Here is a 19,583-nt window from a genome sequence, read left to right as displayed (position 1 = left end):
GATCTGGCGCGGAAAAGGGGGAAGCTCATGTCAGACGCAAATGAGGCGCAGCAGATCGGGGTCGCCCTTATCGGCGCGGGCATGATCGCCAGGACCCAAGTGGCCGCGCTATCGGCTGCGCGCGATCGGCTGCGGCTGCATGCGATCGTGTCGCGCAACCCTGACCGCGCGAAATATCTGGCCCAGCACTACGCCGGTTTCAGGCCCAGATTCACCTCTGACCTGGCGGAGGTCGCCAACAACCCGGCTGTTCAGATGGTGATCGTCGCAACACCGCCTAGCGTGCGAATTGAACTGATTGAAACCCTGGCCAAGGCCGGAAAGCACATCCTGTTGGAAAAGCCGGTTGCCCGGACGATGGAAGAGGCCCTGCAGGTTGTCGAGATCTGCGAAGCGGCCGGCGTGCTGCTGGGCGTGGTCTTTCAACATCGGACGCGTGCACCAGCAAAGGCTGCAGCGCGACGCATGGCCAGCGGCGAATTGGGCAGGCTGGGGCATGTCGAGATTGCTGCACCGCTATGGCGCGATCAGTCCTACTATGATGAGCTTGGTCGTGGCACCTATGCGCGTGACGGTGGCGGCGTTCTGCTTACGCAGGCGATCCACACGATCGACCTTGCGCTCAGCCTGACCGGCCCTGTCACGACCGTGCAGGCGATGACCGCTACGACACCGCTGCATCAGATGGAGGCCGAGGATTTCGCCGTGGCCGGGTTGCGTTTCGCAAATGGTGCGGTTGGCTCTCTTGTGGCCAGCACCGCAAGCTTTCCGCAGGGAAAAGAGATAATCACACTGCATTGTCAGCACGGCACGCTGCGCCTCAGTGCCGATGGGATGGATCTTTTCTGGCGCGACGGGCGTGTCGAACACGAGGTTGTCGGAACAGAAGATGCCGGCGAAAGCGGTCCGATCGTCGAAAATCACGCAGGGCATCAAGCCGTTATCGAGGATCTCGCCGATGCCATTCAAGAGGCGCGACCACCGCTGGTCTCAGGGCGCGAGGCGCTTGCCGCGCAGCAATTGATCGCTGCAATCGAGGCGTCGTCGCGCACAGGGCGTCCGGTCGATATCCTGTCGTGAACGTCGGGCGGCGGCGTGCGTTCGGCAGCCACGGGGCGGATACTCAGCCTGCCTGGCCCGTTTCGGGTTCAAAGTAATTGGCGTTGAGCGTTGAAATCGCTTCGATGGTTGTGTCCAGTCGGGACAGGTGCAGCATGCCTGCCGCAACGGCGCCGTCTGCGTCGCCATCCTTGATCGCCTGCGCGATTGCCTGATGATCTTCCAGCAGTTGCGGCATTCTGGCCTCTTTCGACAGGCCCAGCATGCACAGCCGATCGACCTTGGCCTTTTCGGCAGCGATCACATCGAAGGCGAAACCGACCTTGGCGATTTGGCACAGACGATTGTGGAAATCATAATCCAGCAGGCCAAAGGTTTCGAAATCATCCGCCTCGATTGCCTTGCGCTGTTCTGCCAGGGCCCTGTCCATTATTTCAGCGCTCGCCGCATCGCTATTTGCAGCCGCGCGCCGCAAGACCTCGGTCTCGACCGCGGCACGGACAAAACGGGACTTTTCGATCTCTTTCGATGAAAAGCGTTTTACCTCGGTCGCTCTCTGCGGTCTGATCAACAACAGATCAAGATTGGCGAGACGGCTGAAGGCGTCGCGAACAGGCTGTCGCGAGACCCCGAATTTCGCGGCGATCTCGGCTTCGGAAATCTTGTCGCCGGGCCGAAGTTGCAGGGTCCCGATTTCGTCATAGAGGTAGTCGAAAATCTCGTCCACACTCGTGCGTCGGTCGCCGGTCTGTCTTGCCCGCTCCATTCGTATCGCCTCCAAAGCTTGGGCTACATAACCAGATACTGGTGGCGAATCCAGCGCGTTGGCGGCCTGACCCTCGGGCGGCGCGTCGGTTGCCGCAATCGGCAGGGCAGTGATCTCGAAAGTTCTCATCGCGTCTCGCGTTTCTGGCGGCAAACAACCTATGCGCTATTTTTACTAGTATTCCAGTTATATTACTAGTATACCAAATTTGACCTGTTGGCGAATCATTTGTCTGGCAGGGGCAAGATCAGCCGGGATGCGCGACCGAGGATCGCACGTTCCGTAGCCCTGTTTTGCAGGGTGGCCGCATCAGAGGGAGGCGAAATGTCAGGGGTTCAGCTTAAAAGCATCGTCAAGGCCTATGGCGCCGTTCAGGTGGTTCATGGGATCGACCTTGAGGTGAAAGAGAAAGAGTTCGTCGTTCTGGTCGGGCCCTCGGGTTGCGGCAAATCAACGACGCTGCGGATGGTCGCGGGCCTCGAAGAGATTTCTGACGGGCAGCTGATCATCGACGGGCGAATGGTCAATCGCGTCGCGCCGAAAGATCGCGATGTGGCGATGGTTTTCCAGAACTACGCGCTTTATCCGCATCTGAACGTGGCTGATAACATCGCTTTCGGCCTGCGCATCCGCAAGGAAAGCAAGGATAACATCGCCGCCGCCGTGGAAGAGGTCGGCGGCATTCTTGGCCTGACCCAGTATCTGGAACGTCGTCCGGCAGACTTGTCGGGCGGGCAGCGGCAGCGCGTGGCGATGGGTCGCGCGATTGTGCGGCGGCCCAAGGTCTTACTCTTCGACGAGCCGCTGTCGAACCTGGATGCCAAGCTGCGCACACAGATGCGCGCCGAAATCAAACGGCTGCACAAACGACTTGGCGTAACCAGCATCTATGTCACCCATGATCAGGTCGAGGCGATGACGCTGGCTGACCGGATCGTCGTCATGCATGACGGCCGGATCGAGCAGATCGGCACCCCGATGGAGCTGTTCCTGAACCCCGCCAATGCATTCGTCGCGGGTTTCCTTGGCTCGCCGCCGATGAACCAGATCAACGCCGTAATCGCCGCAGGTGAAAACGGACCCGCCGCAGAATTTGCCGGGCAGAGCATTGCCTTGGCGCCCTTGCCCGAGTTGCAGAATGCAGTCGGGCGCGAGGTGATCGTGGGCATTCGCCCCGAATATGCCCAGATCGCGACCGAAGCCGTGCCGGGATCGGTTCAATGCGAGGTCGATCTGGTCGAGACACTTGGCTCTGAGGCATTGTTGCACGCCAATATCGACGGCAATCTGTTCGTGATACGGACCGACACACTGGGCAATATGGACCGCTTGGATGCCGTGACCGGCTTCACCGTCCCTGCGGATCTGATCAAGGTCTTTGACGCCAAAACGGGTATGGCCCTCGCCGGCCAGACGCGTGCAGCATGAGTATCACGGGTCAGGGAAACACCGGTTCCACCGAGGAGTTGGTGATCGAGGCGCAAGAGGCGCTGCACTATACGCCGCCCGGTCGCATGCAGCGCGTTGGCGACCACCTTCGCCGCGAATGGCAACTGTATGTGTTGCTGCTGCCGACGATCCTGTGGCTGCTGATTTTTCTCTACAAACCGATGTACGGGCTGCAAATCGCGTTCAAGGATTACAGCGTCTTTCGCGGCGTCGCGGGCAGCCCCTGGGTCGGGCTGGAGCATTTCCAGACTCTGTTCAGCAATGACCAGTTCCTGCGGGCCGTGCGCAACACGATCTATATCAGTATGCTCAGCCTGATCTTCGGCTTTCCAATGCCGATCATATTGGCGCTGATGTTCAACGAGGTGTTGAATCAGTTTTTCAAGAAAAGCGCCCAAACCATTGTTTATCTGCCGCATTTCATCTCATCGGTGATTATCGCGGGGATTGTGATCACGGCCTTCTCGCCATCCGCCGGCATCGTGAATACGGCCCTTGGCTGGTTCGGGATCGAGCCGATCTATTTCCTGACCAAGCCTGAATGGTTCAGGCCGATCTTTGTCGGCACCGGGATCTGGCAAGAAGCAGGCTTTCAGTCGATCGTCTATCTGGCAGCCATCGCCGGTATCTCGCCCACGCTTTACGAAAGCGCGGTCGTGGACGGTGCCTCGCGCTGGCAGATGATGTGGAAAATCACGCTTCCGTCGATCCTTCCCACGATCATCATCATGCTGATCATCCGCATCGGGAACATGCTCGAAGTGTCATTCGAGATGATCATCCTGCTCTATCAGCCTGCGACTTACGAGACAGCCGACGTGGTGAACACCTTCATCTACCGGCAGGGCCTGCAAGGCGGTCAATACGATCTTGCCGCCGCAGCCGGGCTGTTCAACGCCGTTGTCGCATTCGTCCTGGTGATGACCGCAAACACAATCTCCAAGCGCTATTCGCGCACCTCGCTTTGGTAAGGGAGGGCATGTCATGACCAATATGAATCTCTATTCTCGCGGCGACAGGATCTTCGTCATTATCAACATGATCCTGATCGGGTTGTTCGCCCTTTCGACACTGTACCCGTTCATCTACATCACCTCGCTGTCGCTAAGTACCGGCTTTGAGGCGCGGGCGGGCAACGTCATCCTGACCCCGGTCGGTTTCACCATCGAAGCCTATAAGCAGGTGCTCAGCGAGCCGTTGTTCTGGACCTCGTATGCGAACACCTTCATCTACACGATCTTCGGGACGTTGATGAGCCTGGCGTTCATTATTCCCGGCGCCTACGCCCTGTCGCGCCCGCAGCTTTTCGGGCGGCGCTTCTGGAACCTGACGGTGGCGTTTACCATGTGGTTCAACGCCGGCCTGATCCCGTTCTTTCTGAACATGCGCGATCTGGGCCTGCTCGACAGCTACTTTGGCATCATCATCGGGTTTGCCGTCAACGGCTTCAACATCATCCTGCTGCGCAATTTCTTCGAGGGCATTCCGCAAAGCTTTGAAGAGGCCGCACGGATGGACGGCGCCAATGAATTCCAGGTGCTGTGGAAGGTCTATATGCCGCTGTCCAAGCCAGCGATTGCGACGGTTGCGCTGTTTTGCATCGTCTCGCGCTGGAACGGCTTTTTCTGGGCCATGGTGCTGTTGCAGGATGAGGACAAGATCCCGCTGCAGGTCTATCTGCGCCAGGTCATCGTCGAACTGTCGGATGATGAGGAGTTCGCAACCTCGCTGCTGAGCGCGGCCTATTCGTTCGAGACCGTCAGCGCCGCGATCATCGTCTGCTCAATCATTCCGATCCTGCTGATTTACCCCTTCATGCAGAAATACTTCAACAAGGGCCTGCTTCTGGGTGGGGTGAAGGAATGACCGTAAAAACTTTTAGGGAGGAAACCATGCTTAAATTGACACCGGCACTGGCCATTCTGGCAACGACTGCCCTGACGGCCCCCGCCCTCGCACACGACAATCTTCGGATCGTCGATGATCCGCTGGAACTGACGATCCACCTGCACTGGCCGCGCGCCCAGGGCTACGGCGTTGGCGGCTCACCCAGCGACATATATCCGGTCGAAACAGCCGCGCGTGAGATGACGGGCATTCACCTGACAGACGCCACCGCGGGCCGGAACAGCACCGACGCGGCCGAGGCCATGAACCTGCTGATCGCGCAGGGCGACCTGCCTGATATCGTGGGCGGAAACCAGATCAAGCAGCCCGTCAACCAGTATGGCCCAGAGGGTGCCTTTGTGCCGCTGAACGAGCTGGTCGCGGAACATGCCCCGCATATTCAGGCCTTTTGGGATGCCCATCCCGAGTTGCAGGCCGCTATTTCGGCCGCAGACGGCAATTACTACTATATCCCCTACCTGCCGGATGGAGAGTTCGGTCGCGCCTGGTATATCCGTCAGGATTGGCTGGACAAGCTGGGTCTGGAGCAGCCGCAGAACGTGGACGAGCTTTACGAAGTGCTGACGGCATTTCGTAACGACGATCCCAATGGCAATGGCCGCAAGGACGAAATCCCATATTTCGCCCGCGATTGGGAAGAGGTGAACCGTCTGCTTACACTTTGGGATGCGCGGTCCTCGGGTTCGGACACCTATCATGACTTCTACGTCAATGACGAAGGCAAGTTGGTGCATCCCTATGCCCAGGATGCCTATCGCGATGGTATCGCCAATATCGCCAAGTGGTATGCCGAAGGGCTGATCGACCCGGAAATCTTTACCCGCGGCTCGTCGTCGCGCGATTTTCTGTTGTCCGAAAACCTTGGCGGCATGACCCATGACTGGTTTGCCTCGACCTCTGGCTACAATCTGGCCCTGAAGGACACGGTAGAAGGTTTCAACTTCGTCCCCTTCCTGCCGCCGGCATCGGTTTCGGGCAAGCGGATCGAAGAACATCGTCGCATTCCGATCAAACCGGATGGCTGGGCGATCAGCTATATGAACGAGCATCCGGTCGAGACGATCAGGTATTTCGACTTCTGGTTCACGCCCGAGGGCCGCAACCTGTCGAATTTTGGTGTCGAGGGTAAGACCTGGGACATGGTCGATGGCGAGCCCACCTTCAAGCCCGAGGTTCTGAACAGCGCGACGCCTGTGAACAGCCAGATGTATCTGGAAGGTGCTCAGATCTATCGCGGCTACTGGATGGACTATCGCTATGAATGGCAGTGGACCTCCGAAGAGGCACGGGCCGGGATTGAACTCTACGAAGCGAATGATCTGCTGATCGACCAGTTCCTGGGCGTTTCGTTCAATCCCGAAGAACAGGCCGTCTACGACAAATACTGGCCTTCGATCCGGACCTATATGCTGGAACGTCAACAGGCCTGGATACTGGGCACCGGCGACGTCGTGGCGGACTGGGACGACTACATCCAGACGCTGGAAAAGATGGGCTATCAGGATGTCATCGAGGTCATGAATTCAGCCTATCAGCGCCAATATGGCGACGCGTGACGATCACCTTGGCGCGGCAGGTTTGCTGCCGCGCCCCCACGCCCGCCTGGCATCTCACACACGTTTCCCAAGGAACCCATTCCAATGAATACGGCCGTCAGACCCAAATCGAAATTGCCCGCGCTGGATGAGCCCAAGGCCGGCCGCCTGACGATTCAATACGGTCCGACCGAGGCGGATACGCTGGTCGAGAACCCGCCGCGCTTTACCTGGCTGCCCGTGATCGAGGACGAGGCGCGCTATGTGCTGCGGATCTCGACCGATGCGGGATATCCGGCTGACAAGACGCATGTCTTTACCGATGTGGCGCTGAATTTCTTTACCCCGGATGCGCCGCTGCCGCCGGGCCGCTATCACTGGTCCTATGCGGTCTGCGATGCCCAGACCGGCAAGCCCGTCACGCAATGGAGCAGCGATCGCAGCTTTGATCTGGCCGATGATTTGCCGCAAACCCCGTTGGCCCGCCGTGCGTCGCGGTTTGCGCATGCCACCCGCGCGCATCCCCGGCTGTGGCTGACCCCTGATCGGCTGGCGCAGTTCCGCAAGGACGTCACCCGGGACGCGGATCATTGCACATGGTCGACCTTTTACGAGGAATCCGTCCAGCCATGGATGGACCGGCCTGTCATGGACGAACCTGCGGGCTACCCGGATAACAAGCGCGTGGCCTCGATCTGGCGGCAGACCTATATCGACTGCCAGGAACTGCTTTACGCCATCCGTCACCTTGCCATCGGCGGCGCTGTCACGCAGGACGCGGATATGATCGCGCGGGCCAAGGAATGGTTGCTGTCGGCTGCGGGCTGGAACCCGGCCGGCACCACCTCGCGCAGTTATACCGATGAATGGGCGTTTCGCGTCAATCTGGCGCTGGCCTGGGGTTATGACTGGCTGCATGATCACCTGACCGAGGATGAACGCGCCGACGTGCGCGCGGCCCTGCTGGCCCGGACGCGCGAAACTGCCGAACATCTGATCAACAATGCCAGGATCCACCTCTTTCCCTATGACAGCCATGCGGTGCGTGCCGTGTCGGCTGTGCTGATCCCGGCCTCTATCGCGCTGCTCGACGATGAGGCCGAGGCCGAGGATTGGCTGAACTATTCGGTGGAATTCCTCTTCACGGTCTATTCACCCTGGGGCGATCAACAGGGTGGCTGGGCCGAGGGGCCGCATTACTGGATGACGGGCATGGCCTATCTGATCGACGCGGCAAATCTGCTGAAGGGCTATTCCGGCATCAATCTGTACGAGCGCCCGTTCTTCCAGAAAACCGGGGACTTCCCGCTTTATACCAAGGCACCCGATACAAGGCGTGCCACCTTTGGCGACGACAGCACGATGGGCGATCTGCCCGCTGTCAAAATCGGCTACAACCTGCGCCAGTATGCGGGCGTGACGGGCGATGGCGCCTATCAGTGGTATTATGATCAGATCAAGCGCACCAATCCGGGCACGGAAAAAGCCTTTTATAATTGGGGCTGGTGGGACTTCAACTTCGACGAGATGGCCTATCGCACAGATTTCCCGATCATCGAGGCCGTGCCGCCCGCCGATGACGACGTTCTGCGCTGGTTCAAGGGTATTGGCTGGGTCGGGATGCAATACCGAATGCAGGATCCGGCGAACCATATCCAGTTCGTGATGAAGTCCTCACCCTATGGTTCTATCAGCCACAGCCACGGCGATCAGAATGCGTTTTGTCTATCGGCCTTTGGTGAGGATCTGGCAATCCAGTCAGGCCATTACGTCGCCTTCAACAGCACCATGCATCAGGGCTGGCGGCGGCAGACCCGGTCAAAGAACGCCATCCTGATCAATGGTCATGGGCAATATGCCGACAAGGACAAGGCGCAGGCGATGCGGGCTGCCGGGCGGATCGTCACAGCCGAGGATCGCGGCGACCACATCTTTGTGCAGGGCGACGCGACCGCCGCCTATCAGTCGCGCTCGCCCGAGGTCACGTCCGTGCTGCGCGAGGTGTATTTCGTCAACAACCAGTACTTCGTGATCGTCGACAACATCGACGCCGACAAGCCGGTCGAAATCGACTGGCTGCTGCATGCCAATGCGCCGATGGTACTGGGCGGCAGCACCTTTCGCTATACCGGCGAGCGGGCTGGTTTCTACGGCCAGTTTCTGTGGTCCGAGGCGGGCGGGCCTGCGCTGTCTCAGGAAACCGGTTTTGACGGCGTGGACCAGGCAGAAATCGAAGGTCTGCCGCTCAGCACCTGCCTGAAAGCCACGTTCCCAAAGGCCACCCGGCACCGGCTCGCAACGCTATTGGTTCCTTATCCGCTGACCGCGCCACGGCGTGTCTTCAGCTTTCTCGACGATCAGGGCTACGATTGCGACCTGTATTTTACCGATGCCGATGAGCGCAGCTTCAAGGTTATCGTCCCCAAAACCTTTGACGTCGGCAATACACCGGCCAAATAAGATCCATGAAAGGAAATACCATGAAACTTCAGGGAAAAACGGCGATCATCACCGGCGGTGGTCGCGACATCGGCCGGGCCTGCGCGATCAAGCTTGCCAGCGAGGGCGCGAATGTCGCGATCAACTATTTCTCCAGCAGCGAGGGCGCGGACCGCGCTGTCGAAGAGATCAAGGCCGCTGGCGGCAACGCCTTTGCGCTGCAGGGCGACCTGAACACGCAAGAGGGCGTTGACGGACTGGTCGGCAAGACCGTCGAGGAATTCGGCGGCGTCGATATACTGGTGAACAACACCGGCGGGCTGATCTCGCGCAAGACCATTTCCGAAATGTCGCTCGAACATTGGCAGGCGGTCATGGACCTGAATCTGACCAGTGTTTTCCTGATGGTCAAAGCCTGCCTGCCGCATCTGAAATCCGGTGCGATTGTCAATCTGGCCAGTCAGGCCGCGCGGGATGGCGGCGGGCCGGGTTCGGTGGCCTATGCCACGTCCAAGGGCGCGGTGATGACGATGACGCGCGGACTGGCCAAGGAGTTGGGCCCCGATATTCGCGTCAACGCGCTGTGCCCCGGCATGATCGACACCGATTTTCACAATATCCACACCAGGGACGAGGCGCGCAGGGGCTTCGAGGCAGCCTCACCGGTCAAGCGTCAGGGCACGCCCGAGGATATCGGAAATCTGGTTCTGTTCCTCGCCTGCGACGATTCCGCCTTCATCACCGGCGCGAATGTCGACATCAATGGCGGCATCCTGTTCAGCTGACCAATGCAATCACGGGAAGGGCGGCTGGCTGCCAATCGCCCTTCCTCTGTTGCCTCAGAGAAAGTCGTCGCGCCGTGGCGTAAAGCAATCGACCAGGGTTCCCGGCTCGATGCAGATGCAGCCATGTGTCGCACCAGAGGGCACGACGAAACTATCGCCCGGCCCGACCTCGCACAGCTCATCGCCGATCGTGAAGCGGAACCGGCCGCTTTCGACATAGGTGGATTGAACATGCGGGTGATCGTGCAGCGCGCCCTCGGCCCCGGCCTTGCCGAAACGAAAGGCGACGACCATCAGTTGCGGATGATCCGCCAGAACCTGACGACTTACGTCCTCACCTGTCTTGACCACCGGATAGTCACTCATGTCGATCAACCCTTTGAATATGTGTCTGGGGATATGTCGTTGAAAGGCCGACCTGAGGGAACCATGGCAGGGGCGTCATGTCCATTGACGAGTGTCTGCCTGGCCGCGCACTGGCATCATAGCCAATGCAGACAGACCGGTCGCTGCCGAAAAGCCTTTGAAAGATCATGACGGACTATCTAGTATACTAGTCTTATAATTGCTAGTGTACATCTGCGAATCAATGCGGATCAGGCTGTGAAAGCACTGAAAACAAAACGCCGCCGCCCGTTTGGTTCATGCGAAGATACCAACGACGGACTCGTTTCGACGTCTTTTGCAAGTTCCAGGGAGGGACAGATGACGCTAGTGAATTCAACCAAGGGCTTGGTGCGCGCAGCCGCCATCGTGGCCACGGTGACCGCAACATTTACCGCCGCACAGGCGCAGGACATCACCCTGCGCGGGGCCAGTCAGTTTGACGAAAATCATGCCTTTACCAAAACCATGGAACGGTTCGCCGAACTGACCAATGAATATTACGACGGCGAGGTCGCTTTTGATCTGCGTCTGAATGGCGAGCTTGGGATGGAGGCCGACTACGTCACCTTCCTGCAGCAAGGCGTCGCCATCGATTATACGATCATGGCGCCGTCCAACATGGCGACCTTCGCGCCATCCATTCCGCTGATGGACATGCCGTTCCTGTTCCGCGATCAGGCCCATTGGGAGGCCGTTCTGTCCAGCGACGTGCTGAAGCCGCTGGAAGAAGAACTGCTGGAAAAGGCCGATATCATGATCGTCGGCTATACCGGCGGTGGCGTGCGCAATGTGATATCGAACAAGCCGATCAGCAATCTGGAAGAACTGGCGGGCTTCAAGATGCGGGTGATGGGCGCCCCGATTCAGGCGCAGATATTTTCGGCCTTGACCGCCGCCCCGTCGGCGATTTCCTATAGCGAGGTCTATAATGCGATCCAGACCGGCGTCATCGACGGCTTTGAAAACGAAGCTGCCAGCATCCAGAACCTCAAGTTCTATGAGGTCGCGCCGTATTTGACCCTGACCAAACACGCCATCACCGTGCGCCCCATCGTGGTCAGCGGCAAAAGCTTTCGGAACATGCCCGAGGACCTGCAAGCCGCAGTGATGAAGGCGGGGGAAGAGGCCGGTGCCTTTGGTCGCGAATTGGAATCGCGTGAAGATGGCGAAAAGCTGCAGGAAATGGTCGATGCAGGGCAACTGACGCTGCAGGAATTTGCCGAGCGCGACCAGCTGCTGGAAATGGTGGTTCCGGTACAGGATGACTATGCCGCCGAACTGGGTGCGACCGAACTGCTGACGGCGATCCGCGCCAAATAACAAGCTCAGGGCTGCGAGGCGTGTTTCGGGAAAAGAACCCGAAGCACGCCTTCACGCGTATGAAAAGCCTACATCACCGGGGGGGAAAGATGATGAAGCGGGTGCTGGACACGTTCTGCAACGGGCTGAGGGTTCTGCTGGGCATTCTTGTCGCAGCCCTCGCCATTCCGGTCGGGTTGCAGGTGATCTCTCGTTATACCGACCTGCTTCCTCCCTATCTCTGGACCGAAGAACTGTCGACCTTCATCTTTGTCTGGGTGGTGATGATCGGATCAATGGTCGCGGTCTGGGATGGCACCCATTTCGATGTTCAGGTGCTGCCGGATGCGAAGACCCCCTTGGGCATCTTGCTGCAAAAGGGCGTTGTTCTGGTGCTGGTCGCGGGATTTGCCCTGATCTTCTTTTGGTACGGCATCGAATACGCAAAATTCGGCGCATTGCAGGAATCGCCGATGATGCGGGCCAATAAGCTGATCACCTTCATTTCAGTGCCCATCGCCGGGGCCGTATGGGCGATCTTTTCTCTTTACCGGCTGGCCGAAGCCATCGGCGAATACCGAACCTCATTAAGGGCTGCATCATGATTGTCTCGACCGGGCTTGCCTGCGCCATCTTGGTCGGGGGCTTTATGCTGCTGGTGCTGATCCGGGTGCCCGTGGCCTTTGCACTGGGGATCGCGACCGTGCCTCTGGTGCTGATGGATCTGCGCCTGACGCCGTTCATCGTCCTGGACCGGATGTTTCAGTCCTATAACTCGTTTATCCTGCTGGCAGTGCCGTTCTTTCTGTTGGCTGCAAACCTGATGAATTCGGGCAAGATAACCGACCGGCTGATCGAACTGGCCCGCGTCCTGACCGGTTGGATGCCCGGCGGTCTTGGTCATGTGAATGTCGCGGTGTCGATGCTGTTTGCCGGTATCTCGGGATCGTCCACCGCCGACGCTGCGGGCTGCGGCAAGATCCTGATCCCTGCGATGGTCAAAGAGGGCTATGACCGGCGTTTTGCCATCGCCATCACCGCCTGCTCATCCGTCATGGGTGTCATCATCCCGCCCAGTATCCTGATGGTGGTCTGGGGCGGCGTCATGCAAGTGTCAGTGGGGGCGCTGTTTCTGGCGGGCGCAATACCCGGCCTGCTGATCGGGTTGGCACTGATGGCCACGGTCTTTGGCTATGCCAAGGTCTATGATTACCCAACCGAGGGCAGCCCCAGCCTGCGTGCTTTCTGGAAGGCCCTGCGCGGTGCCGCGCTGGCCATGCTGACCCCGGTTCTGGTGGTTGGCGGGATCGTGGGCGGCATCGTCACGCCCACCGAAAGCGCGATCATCGCGGCGGCCTATGCGCTGATCCTGGGGATGTTCGTCTATCGCACGGTGACGTTCCGCGATCTGGGCCATATCTTCTATGATACGGGGCGTTTCGCCGCGATCTCTCTGTTCGCCATCGGGACGGCTTCGGCCTTTGGGTGGATGCTGGCGTTTTTCGACGTGCCGCGGCTGATCGTGGCCTTCATGGTCTCGCTGGAGGTCGGTCCGTTCGAAACCGCGCTGGTCATCGCGGGCCTGTTCCTGTTCTTCGGGCTGTTCATCGATGCGATCCCGACGATCATCATTCTGGGCACGGTGCTGCTGCCCGTCGCGACGGCGGCCGATATTCATCCGGTCGTCTTCGCAATTATCGGGATCATCTCGCTGGCATTCGGTCTGGTGACGCCGCCCTATGGGTTATGCCTGCTGATATCAGCGGCCATCGGGGGGATGAACGTGGTGCAGGTGATGCGCGACGTGGTCATCATCCTGTTGCCGATGCTGCTGATCCTGCTGCTGATCATCCTCTTCCCGCAGCTCGCGCTGTGGCTGCCTCAGACACTGATGCCGGGAAGCTTCCGATGAAAATCGGTGCCGGCCCGGACCCGGGGCGGCACCTTTTCCGCGCAAACCCGCGTCAGGGTGTCAGCCCCTCAGGATCGGGCAAGCCGTTCGCGCGGGCAGTGGCCGTCAACGTATTGGCCAGCAGGCAGGCTATGGTCATTGGCCCGACACCGCCAGGCACGGGCGTGATAGCGCCCGCGACCTGCTCGGCCTCGGCATAATCCACATCGCCGACCAGCCCGTCATCGGTGCGGTTGATGCCGACGTCGATCACCGTCGCACCCGGCTTGATCCAGTCGCCCTTGACGAAATGGGGTCGCCCGACCGCAGCCACCAGAATATCGGCGCTGCGGCAGAGCCCCGGCAGATCCTGCGTGCGCGAATGCGCGATGGTCACCGTGGCGCTGTCGCGCAGCAGCAGTTGCGCCATCGGCTTTCCGACGATGTTCGACCGACCGACCACCACCGCGTTCTTGCCCGAAAGATCGCCCAACTGATCGCGCAGCATCATCAGGCAGCCCAGTGGTGTACAAGGCACCATCGCCTTTTGCCCGGTGGCGAGGCGACCGACATTCAGCACGGTAAAGCCGTCGACATCCTTTTCCGGAAGGATCTCGTTGATCACAGCCTCTTCGTCGATGTGCCGGGGCAGGGGCAGTTGCACCAGAATACCATTCACCGATGGATCTTTGTTCAACTGATCGACCAGCGCCAGCAAATCGCCTTGCGAGGTGTCGTCAGGCAGCCGGTGTTCATAGGAATTCATGCCGACCTCGCGGGTCATCTTGCCCTTGGAGCGGACATAGACCTGACTGGCCGGGTCCTCGCCCACCAGCACGACGGCCAGCCCGGGCGTGATGCCCCGGTCCGCCATCGCCGCAACGCCCTCTGCGATGCGGGTGCGCAGCGTTGCTGCAAAGACCTTTCCGTCGATACGGGTGGCGCTCATGCGGGGTCTCCTTTCAGGTGGCGATCTTCCTGGGCGATAGCGGCCTCGATCAGCCGTCGCCAGATGCTTTCGATCAGGTCGGGGTCCAATCCCGCGCGCTCGGCGTGCCGCCGCGCGTTTGTCACCACCTCTTCGATACGGGCCTCTATGCGGGCGGGCAAATCGTCGCGCGCCTTGATCCGGGCTGCCCGGTCGATCAGCGCACTGCGTTGCGCCAACAGCGCGATCAACTGCGCATCCAGCGCGTCGATGCGGGCGCGCAGGGCAGGCATGTCGGGGATGTCATCGGTGGCCATGGTCATGTCGCAGGACATGCACCCTTGGCGCCGGGCGCGCAAGAGGGCAGCGGCAAAGGAAAACCCCGGCCGCATGGGCCGGGGTTCATAACTGCGTTCGGTCGTTCGGGGCTCAGGCGGGGGCGGGATCGCCGCCCGGTGCAGGCTTGGTCTCGCCTGCCTTGGGCACCGCCGTCACCGACGGGATCGAGCTGCCGGGCGTGTCGTCATCGCCGCCCAGCTGTTCGCCGCGAAGGATCTTGCCGATCTCTTCGCCGGTCAGGGTCTCGTATTCCAAGAGGCCCTTGGCCAGACGCTCGAATTCCTCTTCCTTCTCGATCAGGATGCGACGCGCGTCCTCATAGCCCTGTTCGATCAGGTCATGGACCTCTTGTTCGATCAGTTCCTTGGTCGAAGCGGAAATCGAGAAACCGCCGGTCGAGCCGTTATAGCCCTCATGCGCCTCGGCATAGTCGATATTACCGACCTTGTCCGACATACCCCACCGCATGACCATCGCGCGGGCCAGTTGGCTGGCCTGCTGAATGTCGCCAGCGGGGCCGTTCGACACGCCTTCTTCACCGTATTTGATGATTTCGGCGGCCTTGCCGGCCATGGTCATGGCCAGCTTTTGCTTGACCTCGTCCTTATGGAAATTCAGCCGGTCCATTTCGGGCAGGGACACAACCATCCCCAGGGCACCGCCGCGCGGAATGATCGTGGCCTTGTAGACCGGATCGCATTTCGGCAGCGACAGGCCGACGACGGCGTGGCCAGCCTCGTGATAGGCGGTCTTTTCCTTTTGCTCGGGCGTCAACACCATGCTGCGGCGTTCGACACCCAGCATGACCTTGTCCTTTGCGTTCTCGAAATCTTCCATGCTGACGAAACGCCGGCCAATGCGGGCGGCGGCCAGCGCGGCCTCGTTCACAAGGTTCATCAGGTCCGCACCCGAAAAACCGGGCGTGCCGCGCGCGATGATGCGCAGATCGACATCGGGGCCGACGGGAACCTTGCGGCTGTGGACGCCCAGAATTTTCTCGCGGCCCTTGATATCTGGGTTGGGGACGTGGATCTGACGGTCAAAGCGGCCGGGGCGCAGCAGAGCCGGGTCCAGCACGTCTTTGCGGTTGGTGGCGGCGATGATGATGATGCCTTCATTGGCCTCAAAGCCGTCCATCTCGACCAGCAACTGGTTCAGCGTCTGTTCGCGTTCATCATTACCACCGCCGATGCCAACGCCACGCGCACGGCCCACGGCGTCGATCTCGTCGATGAACAGAATACAGGGTGCGCTTTTCTTGGCCTGCTCGAACATGTCGCGCACACGCGATGCGCCGACGCCGACGAACATTTCCACGAAATCCGAACCCGAGATGGTAAAGAACGGCACGCCGGCCTCGCCTGCGATGGCGCGGGCGAGCAGCGTCTTACCGGTGCCCGGTGGGCCGACCAGCAGCGCGCCTTTCGGGATCTTGCCACCGAGACGGCTGAACTTCTGCGGGTTGCGCAGAAACTCGACGATTTCTTCCAGCTCTTCCTTGGCCTCGTCGATGCCGGCGACATCGTCAAAGGTCACGCGGCCGTGCTTTTCGGTCAAGAGCTTGGCCTTGGATTTGCCAAAGCCCATGGCACCACCGCGCCCACCGCCCTGCATCCGGTTCATGAAGAAGATCCAGACCCCGATCAGCAGGATGAACGGCAGCCAAACGCCCAGCATCGACATAAAGCCCGATTGCTGTTGCTTGACGACCTGAACCTCGACGCCCTGCGCGATCAGCTTGTCGGTAATCTCTTCGCCCATGGGGCGCACGGTGACATAGTTTTGCCCATCGGTGCCGACGATGGCGATATCCTCGCCGTCGATGGTTACAGACGCGATTTGTTCGGACTGGGCCCGTTCAATGAAATCGGAATAGCTGATCTGACGGCTGTTCAGCGGTGCGCCGCCATCACTGAAGACATTGAACAGCATCAGGATCATCAGGAACAGGACGACCCAAACGGCCAGATTGCGTGCGTTGCCCAAAACGGGTCCTCCCAGGCGGAAACAGTTGAGTTAGAAAATAGGGATTATCGGCCGGGGTTCAATGCGGCTTTGCCGGTCTCAGCCGGTTAATGCGCAAAGATCACGCTGCGAAACGCGTCCGAACCGCGCAAAGGCCGTGCCAGATGGCTCGAACGTCGCAAGACGGGCGCGGCAATCAGTCGCTGGTCCTGCCAGATTGCGGGCGTTGCAGCGGCCTCGTCTCGTCCCATCCCCGAGGCCCGCCAGCCTGCTTCGGGCAGACTGAGCGATTCCAGACCAAGGGCCGAAACATGCTGGCCGGGTGTCAGCCCCTCGACGCGCCAGCGTTTGTCCCAGATCACCGCGCTTTCCTCTGGTTCGGCCTGGACGGCAGGCGCGCGATGGGCGGCGGCTGGTTCGCGGATGACGAAGATGCGGTCGCCCGAGGGTTCGAACAGCGCGCCATCCATCGTGACGCGGTTGCCCGCGGCAATGCCGGCCAGCGCATGGCTGACGGTACTGCGACGCGGGGGGTAGTCCGCGCCGGTGATCCAGCGTGTGGCGGCAATGATCAGACGCCGGTGAATTTCGGGCGGGCTGCGCGTGAAAGGCCTGCGAGGCAGGATCAGGCTGGCATTGCTGGCGATCGCGTCGCCGGCGGCCTCGGCGGCATAGAATTGCAATGCGTCACGTGCAGAGGCGATATTATCGGCCGCCATCGCCAGTTGTCTGGCGCCGAGTTCGGTCGCGGCCATGGCCTTGCGGATGCGCACCCGATCATAGCTGTCATCATCATTGCTGGGATCGTCGATCCAGCTTGCGCCCCGCGCGCCGAGCCAGTCGCGCAGTTCGGCGCGCCCGACGCCCAGCATCGGGCGTAGCCATCGCAGACCAAAGGCGTCACGCCAATCTGCCATCCCGGCCAGCCCGTCTACGCCCGCGCCGCGCGCGAGCCGCATCAGCAGCGTTTCGGCCTGATCGTCCTGCGTATGGCCCAGCACGATCGCTGGCAGGTCGTTGCGTTGCGCCCAGCCCGACAGCAGCCGTAGCCGCGCGTCGCGGGCGCCGGCCATCAGGTTGCCGGCATCCGTATCACGCCGCCAAAGCAGCGTCGCATGGGGAATGTCCAGCGCAAGCGCCGCGCGATGCGCCGTCTGAGCCTCGGCGGCGCTGTCGTCGCGCAGGCCGTGATCGACGGTTGCGGCCATGATCCGGCGGCCCCGCGCCCAACTGGCAACCAGATGCATCAGCGCCGTGGAATCGCCGCCGCCTGACAGGGCGATGCCCAGCGCAGGCAGATCGCCGGCGAGGCGGTCGAGAACAGTGTGCACCTGCGCGGTGACGTCATCACCGACGCTGACGGGATCACTCATCGATCATCAGGTCTGCTGCGGCCTCTGGATCCGTGCCTTGCGGCAATTCGCCCGCACCGCAATCCAGATCCTGCATGCGCCGTTGCGCCTCGTCTGCGGTATCGCTGCCAGCAAAGCGAACTGGAATTTCCGCCAGATAAAGGCAGGCAGCCACGGGATCGCCCTGGTCGCCGATCAGGCGGGCGACGCCCAGCAGGCTTTCGCCTGCGCGATCCCCGTTCGGGTCAGCAGCAAAGGACTCCAGCCATGCTGCCGCCGCCAGTGGTGGCTCGCCAGCGCTTTCCAGGGCCGAACCGCGCAGGAACAGCGCCTCAGAGGTCAATGCGCCGCCGGCATGGGTTTCTGCGACCTCAGCAAAAAGCTGCGCGGCCTGCTGAAAATTACCTTCGCCCAGTGCCGCTTGGGCCCGGTCGAACGCCTGTTGTTCGGCTGCGGTGGGTTGCTTGGCCGCTGTCTCAGGCGGCTCGGCATTGCCGCCCGAAGGCGTAATGACCAACCCGCCACCGGATCCGCCGCCACCCGTCACACTGCCCAATTGCGGCACTGTCATCAGCGCCCCGAGATCACAGCCGTCGTCCATCTCGCACAGACGAAATTCGATATCTCCGATGCGGTTGGTGCCGTCCTTGACGATCTGCTGGATGCGGTTCTGCAACTGCTCGGTCGTGCCGGTCAGTTGCGTCAGTTTCTGTTCCATCGCGTTCATGCGGTCGATGGCGGTATCGCCCCCCGCCGCTTGAAACCCTGCAGCGCCCGAGGCAACCAATTCGGTCCGCAGCGACTGCACGTCCGCCTTGAGCTGCTGCAACTGCTGACGCAGATCGGCGAGTGTGGTGGTATTCTGCGCGCTATCGGGTGCCGCGTCCTGTGCCGTCGCAGTGCCGGCCATCAGACAAAGCCCGATGATCGCGACGACGCGCAGGATCATGTGCCGGCACCCGGTGAGACGACGGTCTGCGCCCGACGGTTCTTGGCAAAGCAGATCTCGGTCGAGCAGACCTCCAGCGGGCGCTCCTTGCCGAAGGTATTGGTGCGGATGCGCCCCGATTCGACGCCCTGGGCAATCAGATATTCCTGAACCGAATTCGCGCGGCGTGCACCAAGGGCAAGGTTGAACTCTCGCGTGCCTTTTTCATCCGCATGGCCGGCGACACTGGCCGTAAAGCCGGTGTTTTCCTTAAGCCATGTCGCCTGTCGCGTCAGGACGGTACGCGCCTCTGCGGTCAGGGTGGTTTGGTCGATGGGAAAGATCACCGTGTCGCCAACCGTGTTACGGAAATACTCGGCGGTGGCGGTGCCTCCCAACGAGCCGGCGCCGACATCGCCCTGATAAATCGCGACATTGCCGGAATTGGCATAGGGATCGCCGACGATCTGCTGCGGGACGGGGCGGGCGCAAGCAGAGGCAATCAGCGCAGCCCCCAGCATTGCGATCATGGCATGATGTTTCATCTTTTTCC

General features: G+C 60.6%; 18 protein-coding genes. 10 read left to right on the top strand and 8 right to left on the bottom strand.

The genetic code is table 11. From position 1 onward, the window contains the following. Positions 1-27 precede the first annotated feature (27 nt). On the top strand, positions 28-1,080 hold the full coding sequence (locus tag CUV01_RS03365; RefSeq protein ID WP_101459227.1) for a Gfo/Idh/MocA family protein: 1,053 nt from the start codon (positions 28-30) through the stop codon (positions 1,078-1,080). A 43-nt stretch (positions 1,081-1,123) separates the two neighbouring features. Here the strand turns inward: CUV01_RS03365 and CUV01_RS03360 are convergent, their stop codons facing one another. Continuing rightward, entirely contained in the window at positions 1,124-1,825 is a 702-nt protein-coding gene (locus CUV01_RS03360) for a GntR family transcriptional regulator (protein ID WP_101459226.1), read from the bottom strand. 324 nt (positions 1,826-2,149) lie between these two features. Between CUV01_RS03360 and CUV01_RS03355 the strand changes: the two genes are divergently transcribed. The 6 genes from CUV01_RS03355 to CUV01_RS03330 all read left to right on the top strand — a co-directional run bounded on the left by CUV01_RS03355 (position 2,150) and on the right by CUV01_RS03330 (position 9,941). Further along, complete coding sequence (locus tag CUV01_RS03355; RefSeq protein ID WP_101459225.1) at positions 2,150-3,253, top strand: ABC transporter ATP-binding protein; 1,104 nt, start codon at positions 2,150-2,152, stop codon at positions 3,251-3,253. Beyond that, positions 3,250-4,245 carry an ABC transporter permease gene (locus CUV01_RS03350; RefSeq protein WP_101459224.1) on the top strand — a complete coding sequence of 332 codons (996 nt, stop codon included), beginning with the start codon at positions 3,250-3,252 and terminating at the stop codon, positions 4,243-4,245. The genes CUV01_RS03355 and CUV01_RS03350 overlap by 4 nt, the downstream gene beginning before the upstream one ends. Before the next feature lie 13 nt (positions 4,246-4,258). Beyond that, positions 4,259-5,140 (top strand): carbohydrate ABC transporter permease, encoded by an 882-nt coding sequence (locus CUV01_RS03345; RefSeq protein ID WP_101459223.1) that lies wholly within the window; start codon positions 4,259-4,261, stop codon positions 5,138-5,140. A 26-nt stretch (positions 5,141-5,166) separates the two neighbouring features. Continuing rightward, on the top strand, positions 5,167-6,738 hold the full coding sequence (locus CUV01_RS03340; protein ID WP_101459222.1) for a type 2 periplasmic-binding domain-containing protein: 1,572 nt from the start codon (positions 5,167-5,169) through the stop codon (positions 6,736-6,738). An 84-nt stretch (positions 6,739-6,822) separates the two neighbouring features. After that, a complete protein-coding gene (locus tag CUV01_RS03335) occupies positions 6,823-9,177 on the top strand; it encodes a DUF4962 domain-containing protein (RefSeq protein ID WP_101459221.1) in 2,355 nt (784 codons plus the stop codon). Between the two features lie 20 nt (positions 9,178-9,197). Then, positions 9,198-9,941, top strand: a complete 744-nt coding sequence (locus CUV01_RS03330; protein WP_101461833.1) for an SDR family NAD(P)-dependent oxidoreductase — start codon at positions 9,198-9,200, stop codon at positions 9,939-9,941. 54 nt (positions 9,942-9,995) lie between these two features. On the opposite strand, the gene CUV01_RS03325 is transcribed toward CUV01_RS03330, so the two are convergent. Beyond that, positions 9,996-10,307, bottom strand: a complete 312-nt coding sequence (locus tag CUV01_RS03325; RefSeq protein WP_101459220.1) for a cupin domain-containing protein — start codon at positions 10,305-10,307, stop codon at positions 9,996-9,998. Positions 10,308-10,646: 339 nt separating this feature from the next. Between CUV01_RS03325 and CUV01_RS03320 the strand changes: the two genes are divergently transcribed. The 3 genes from CUV01_RS03320 to CUV01_RS03310 all read left to right on the top strand — a co-directional run bounded on the left by CUV01_RS03320 (position 10,647) and on the right by CUV01_RS03310 (position 13,539). Beyond that, on the top strand, positions 10,647-11,648 hold the full coding sequence (locus CUV01_RS03320) for a TRAP transporter substrate-binding protein (RefSeq protein ID WP_101459219.1): 1,002 nt from the start codon (positions 10,647-10,649) through the stop codon (positions 11,646-11,648). An 89-nt stretch (positions 11,649-11,737) separates the two neighbouring features. Further along, complete coding sequence (locus CUV01_RS03315; RefSeq protein ID WP_101459218.1) at positions 11,738-12,232, top strand: TRAP transporter small permease; 495 nt, start codon at positions 11,738-11,740, stop codon at positions 12,230-12,232. Next, on the top strand, positions 12,229-13,539 hold the full coding sequence (locus CUV01_RS03310; protein ID WP_101459217.1) for a TRAP transporter large permease: 1,311 nt from the start codon (positions 12,229-12,231) through the stop codon (positions 13,537-13,539). Before CUV01_RS03315 ends, CUV01_RS03310 begins: the two co-directional genes overlap by 4 nt. Before the next feature lie 52 nt (positions 13,540-13,591). Here the strand turns inward: CUV01_RS03310 and folD are convergent, their stop codons facing one another. The 6 genes from folD to CUV01_RS03280 all read right to left on the bottom strand — a co-directional run bounded on the left by folD (position 13,592) and on the right by CUV01_RS03280 (position 19,575). Continuing rightward, positions 13,592-14,467 carry a bifunctional methylenetetrahydrofolate dehydrogenase/methenyltetrahydrofolate cyclohydrolase FolD gene (gene folD, locus CUV01_RS03305; protein WP_101459216.1) on the bottom strand — a complete coding sequence of 292 codons (876 nt, stop codon included), beginning with the start codon at positions 14,465-14,467 and terminating at the stop codon, positions 13,592-13,594. Then, positions 14,464-14,769 (bottom strand): chorismate mutase, encoded by a 306-nt coding sequence (locus CUV01_RS03300; RefSeq protein WP_422385860.1) that lies wholly within the window; start codon positions 14,767-14,769, stop codon positions 14,464-14,466. Before CUV01_RS03300 ends, folD begins: the two co-directional genes overlap by 4 nt. A gap of 106 nt (positions 14,770-14,875) precedes the next feature. Then, positions 14,876-16,771 carry an ATP-dependent zinc metalloprotease FtsH gene (ftsH, locus tag CUV01_RS03295; protein WP_101459215.1) on the bottom strand — a complete coding sequence of 632 codons (1,896 nt, stop codon included), beginning with the start codon at positions 16,769-16,771 and terminating at the stop codon, positions 14,876-14,878. A gap of 86 nt (positions 16,772-16,857) precedes the next feature. Continuing rightward, positions 16,858-18,123, bottom strand: coding sequence for a tRNA lysidine(34) synthetase TilS (tilS, locus tag CUV01_RS03290; protein WP_101459214.1), 1,266 nt, complete (start codon positions 18,121-18,123; stop codon positions 16,858-16,860). Continuing rightward, a complete protein-coding gene (locus CUV01_RS03285) occupies positions 18,116-19,051 on the bottom strand; it encodes a tetratricopeptide repeat protein (RefSeq protein WP_232962470.1) in 936 nt (311 codons plus the stop codon). Before CUV01_RS03285 ends, tilS begins: the two co-directional genes overlap by 8 nt. After that, a complete protein-coding gene (locus CUV01_RS03280; RefSeq protein WP_101459213.1) occupies positions 19,048-19,575 on the bottom strand; it encodes an OmpA family protein in 528 nt (175 codons plus the stop codon). Before CUV01_RS03280 ends, CUV01_RS03285 begins: the two co-directional genes overlap by 4 nt. Positions 19,576-19,583: the final 8 nt, after the last annotated feature.

The sequence above is a fragment of the Paracoccus tegillarcae genome, from assembly GCF_002847305.1.
GTDB classification, from domain to species: domain Bacteria; phylum Pseudomonadota; class Alphaproteobacteria; order Rhodobacterales; family Rhodobacteraceae; genus Paracoccus; species Paracoccus tegillarcae.
The sequence above is the reverse complement of the archived record's forward strand: the minus strand, read 5'-3'. Positions and strand labels throughout refer to the sequence as shown.

What these genes read in the sequence shown, in the direction of transcription:
- CUV01_RS03360 (WP_101459226.1), bottom strand. Translation starts at nt 1,825, where the DNA reads ATGGAGCGGGCAAGACAGACCGGCGACCGACGCACGAGTGTGGACGAG.
- CUV01_RS03345 (WP_101459223.1), top strand. Translation starts at nt 4,259, where the DNA reads ATGACCAATATGAATCTCTATTCTCGCGGCGACAGGATCTTCGTCATT.
- CUV01_RS03325 (WP_101459220.1), bottom strand. Translation starts at nt 10,307, where the DNA reads ATGAGTGACTATCCGGTGGTCAAGACAGGTGAGGACGTAAGTCGTCAG.
- CUV01_RS03350 (WP_101459224.1), top strand. Translation starts at nt 3,250, where the DNA reads ATGAGTATCACGGGTCAGGGAAACACCGGTTCCACCGAGGAGTTGGTG.
- CUV01_RS03330 (WP_101461833.1), top strand. Translation starts at nt 9,198, where the DNA reads ATGAAACTTCAGGGAAAAACGGCGATCATCACCGGCGGTGGTCGCGAC.
- folD (WP_101459216.1), bottom strand. Translation starts at nt 14,467, where the DNA reads ATGAGCGCCACCCGTATCGACGGAAAGGTCTTTGCAGCAACGCTGCGC.
- CUV01_RS03340 (WP_101459222.1), top strand. Translation starts at nt 5,167, where the DNA reads ATGCTTAAATTGACACCGGCACTGGCCATTCTGGCAACGACTGCCCTG.
- tilS (WP_101459214.1), bottom strand. Translation starts at nt 18,123, where the DNA reads ATGAGTGATCCCGTCAGCGTCGGTGATGACGTCACCGCGCAGGTGCAC.
- CUV01_RS03315 (WP_101459218.1), top strand. Translation starts at nt 11,738, where the DNA reads ATGATGAAGCGGGTGCTGGACACGTTCTGCAACGGGCTGAGGGTTCTG.
- CUV01_RS03310 (WP_101459217.1), top strand. Translation starts at nt 12,229, where the DNA reads ATGATTGTCTCGACCGGGCTTGCCTGCGCCATCTTGGTCGGGGGCTTT.
- CUV01_RS03335 (WP_101459221.1), top strand. Translation starts at nt 6,823, where the DNA reads ATGAATACGGCCGTCAGACCCAAATCGAAATTGCCCGCGCTGGATGAG.
- CUV01_RS03320 (WP_101459219.1), top strand. Translation starts at nt 10,647, where the DNA reads ATGACGCTAGTGAATTCAACCAAGGGCTTGGTGCGCGCAGCCGCCATC.
- CUV01_RS03355 (WP_101459225.1), top strand. Translation starts at nt 2,150, where the DNA reads ATGTCAGGGGTTCAGCTTAAAAGCATCGTCAAGGCCTATGGCGCCGTT.
- CUV01_RS03280 (WP_101459213.1), bottom strand. Translation starts at nt 19,575, where the DNA reads ATGAAACATCATGCCATGATCGCAATGCTGGGGGCTGCGCTGATTGCC.
- CUV01_RS03285 (WP_232962470.1), bottom strand. Translation starts at nt 19,051, where the DNA reads ATGATCCTGCGCGTCGTCGCGATCATCGGGCTTTGTCTGATGGCCGGC.
- CUV01_RS03365 (WP_101459227.1), top strand. Translation starts at nt 28, where the DNA reads ATGTCAGACGCAAATGAGGCGCAGCAGATCGGGGTCGCCCTTATCGGC.
- CUV01_RS03300 (WP_422385860.1), bottom strand. Translation starts at nt 14,769, where the DNA reads ATGACCATGGCCACCGATGACATCCCCGACATGCCTGCCCTGCGCGCC.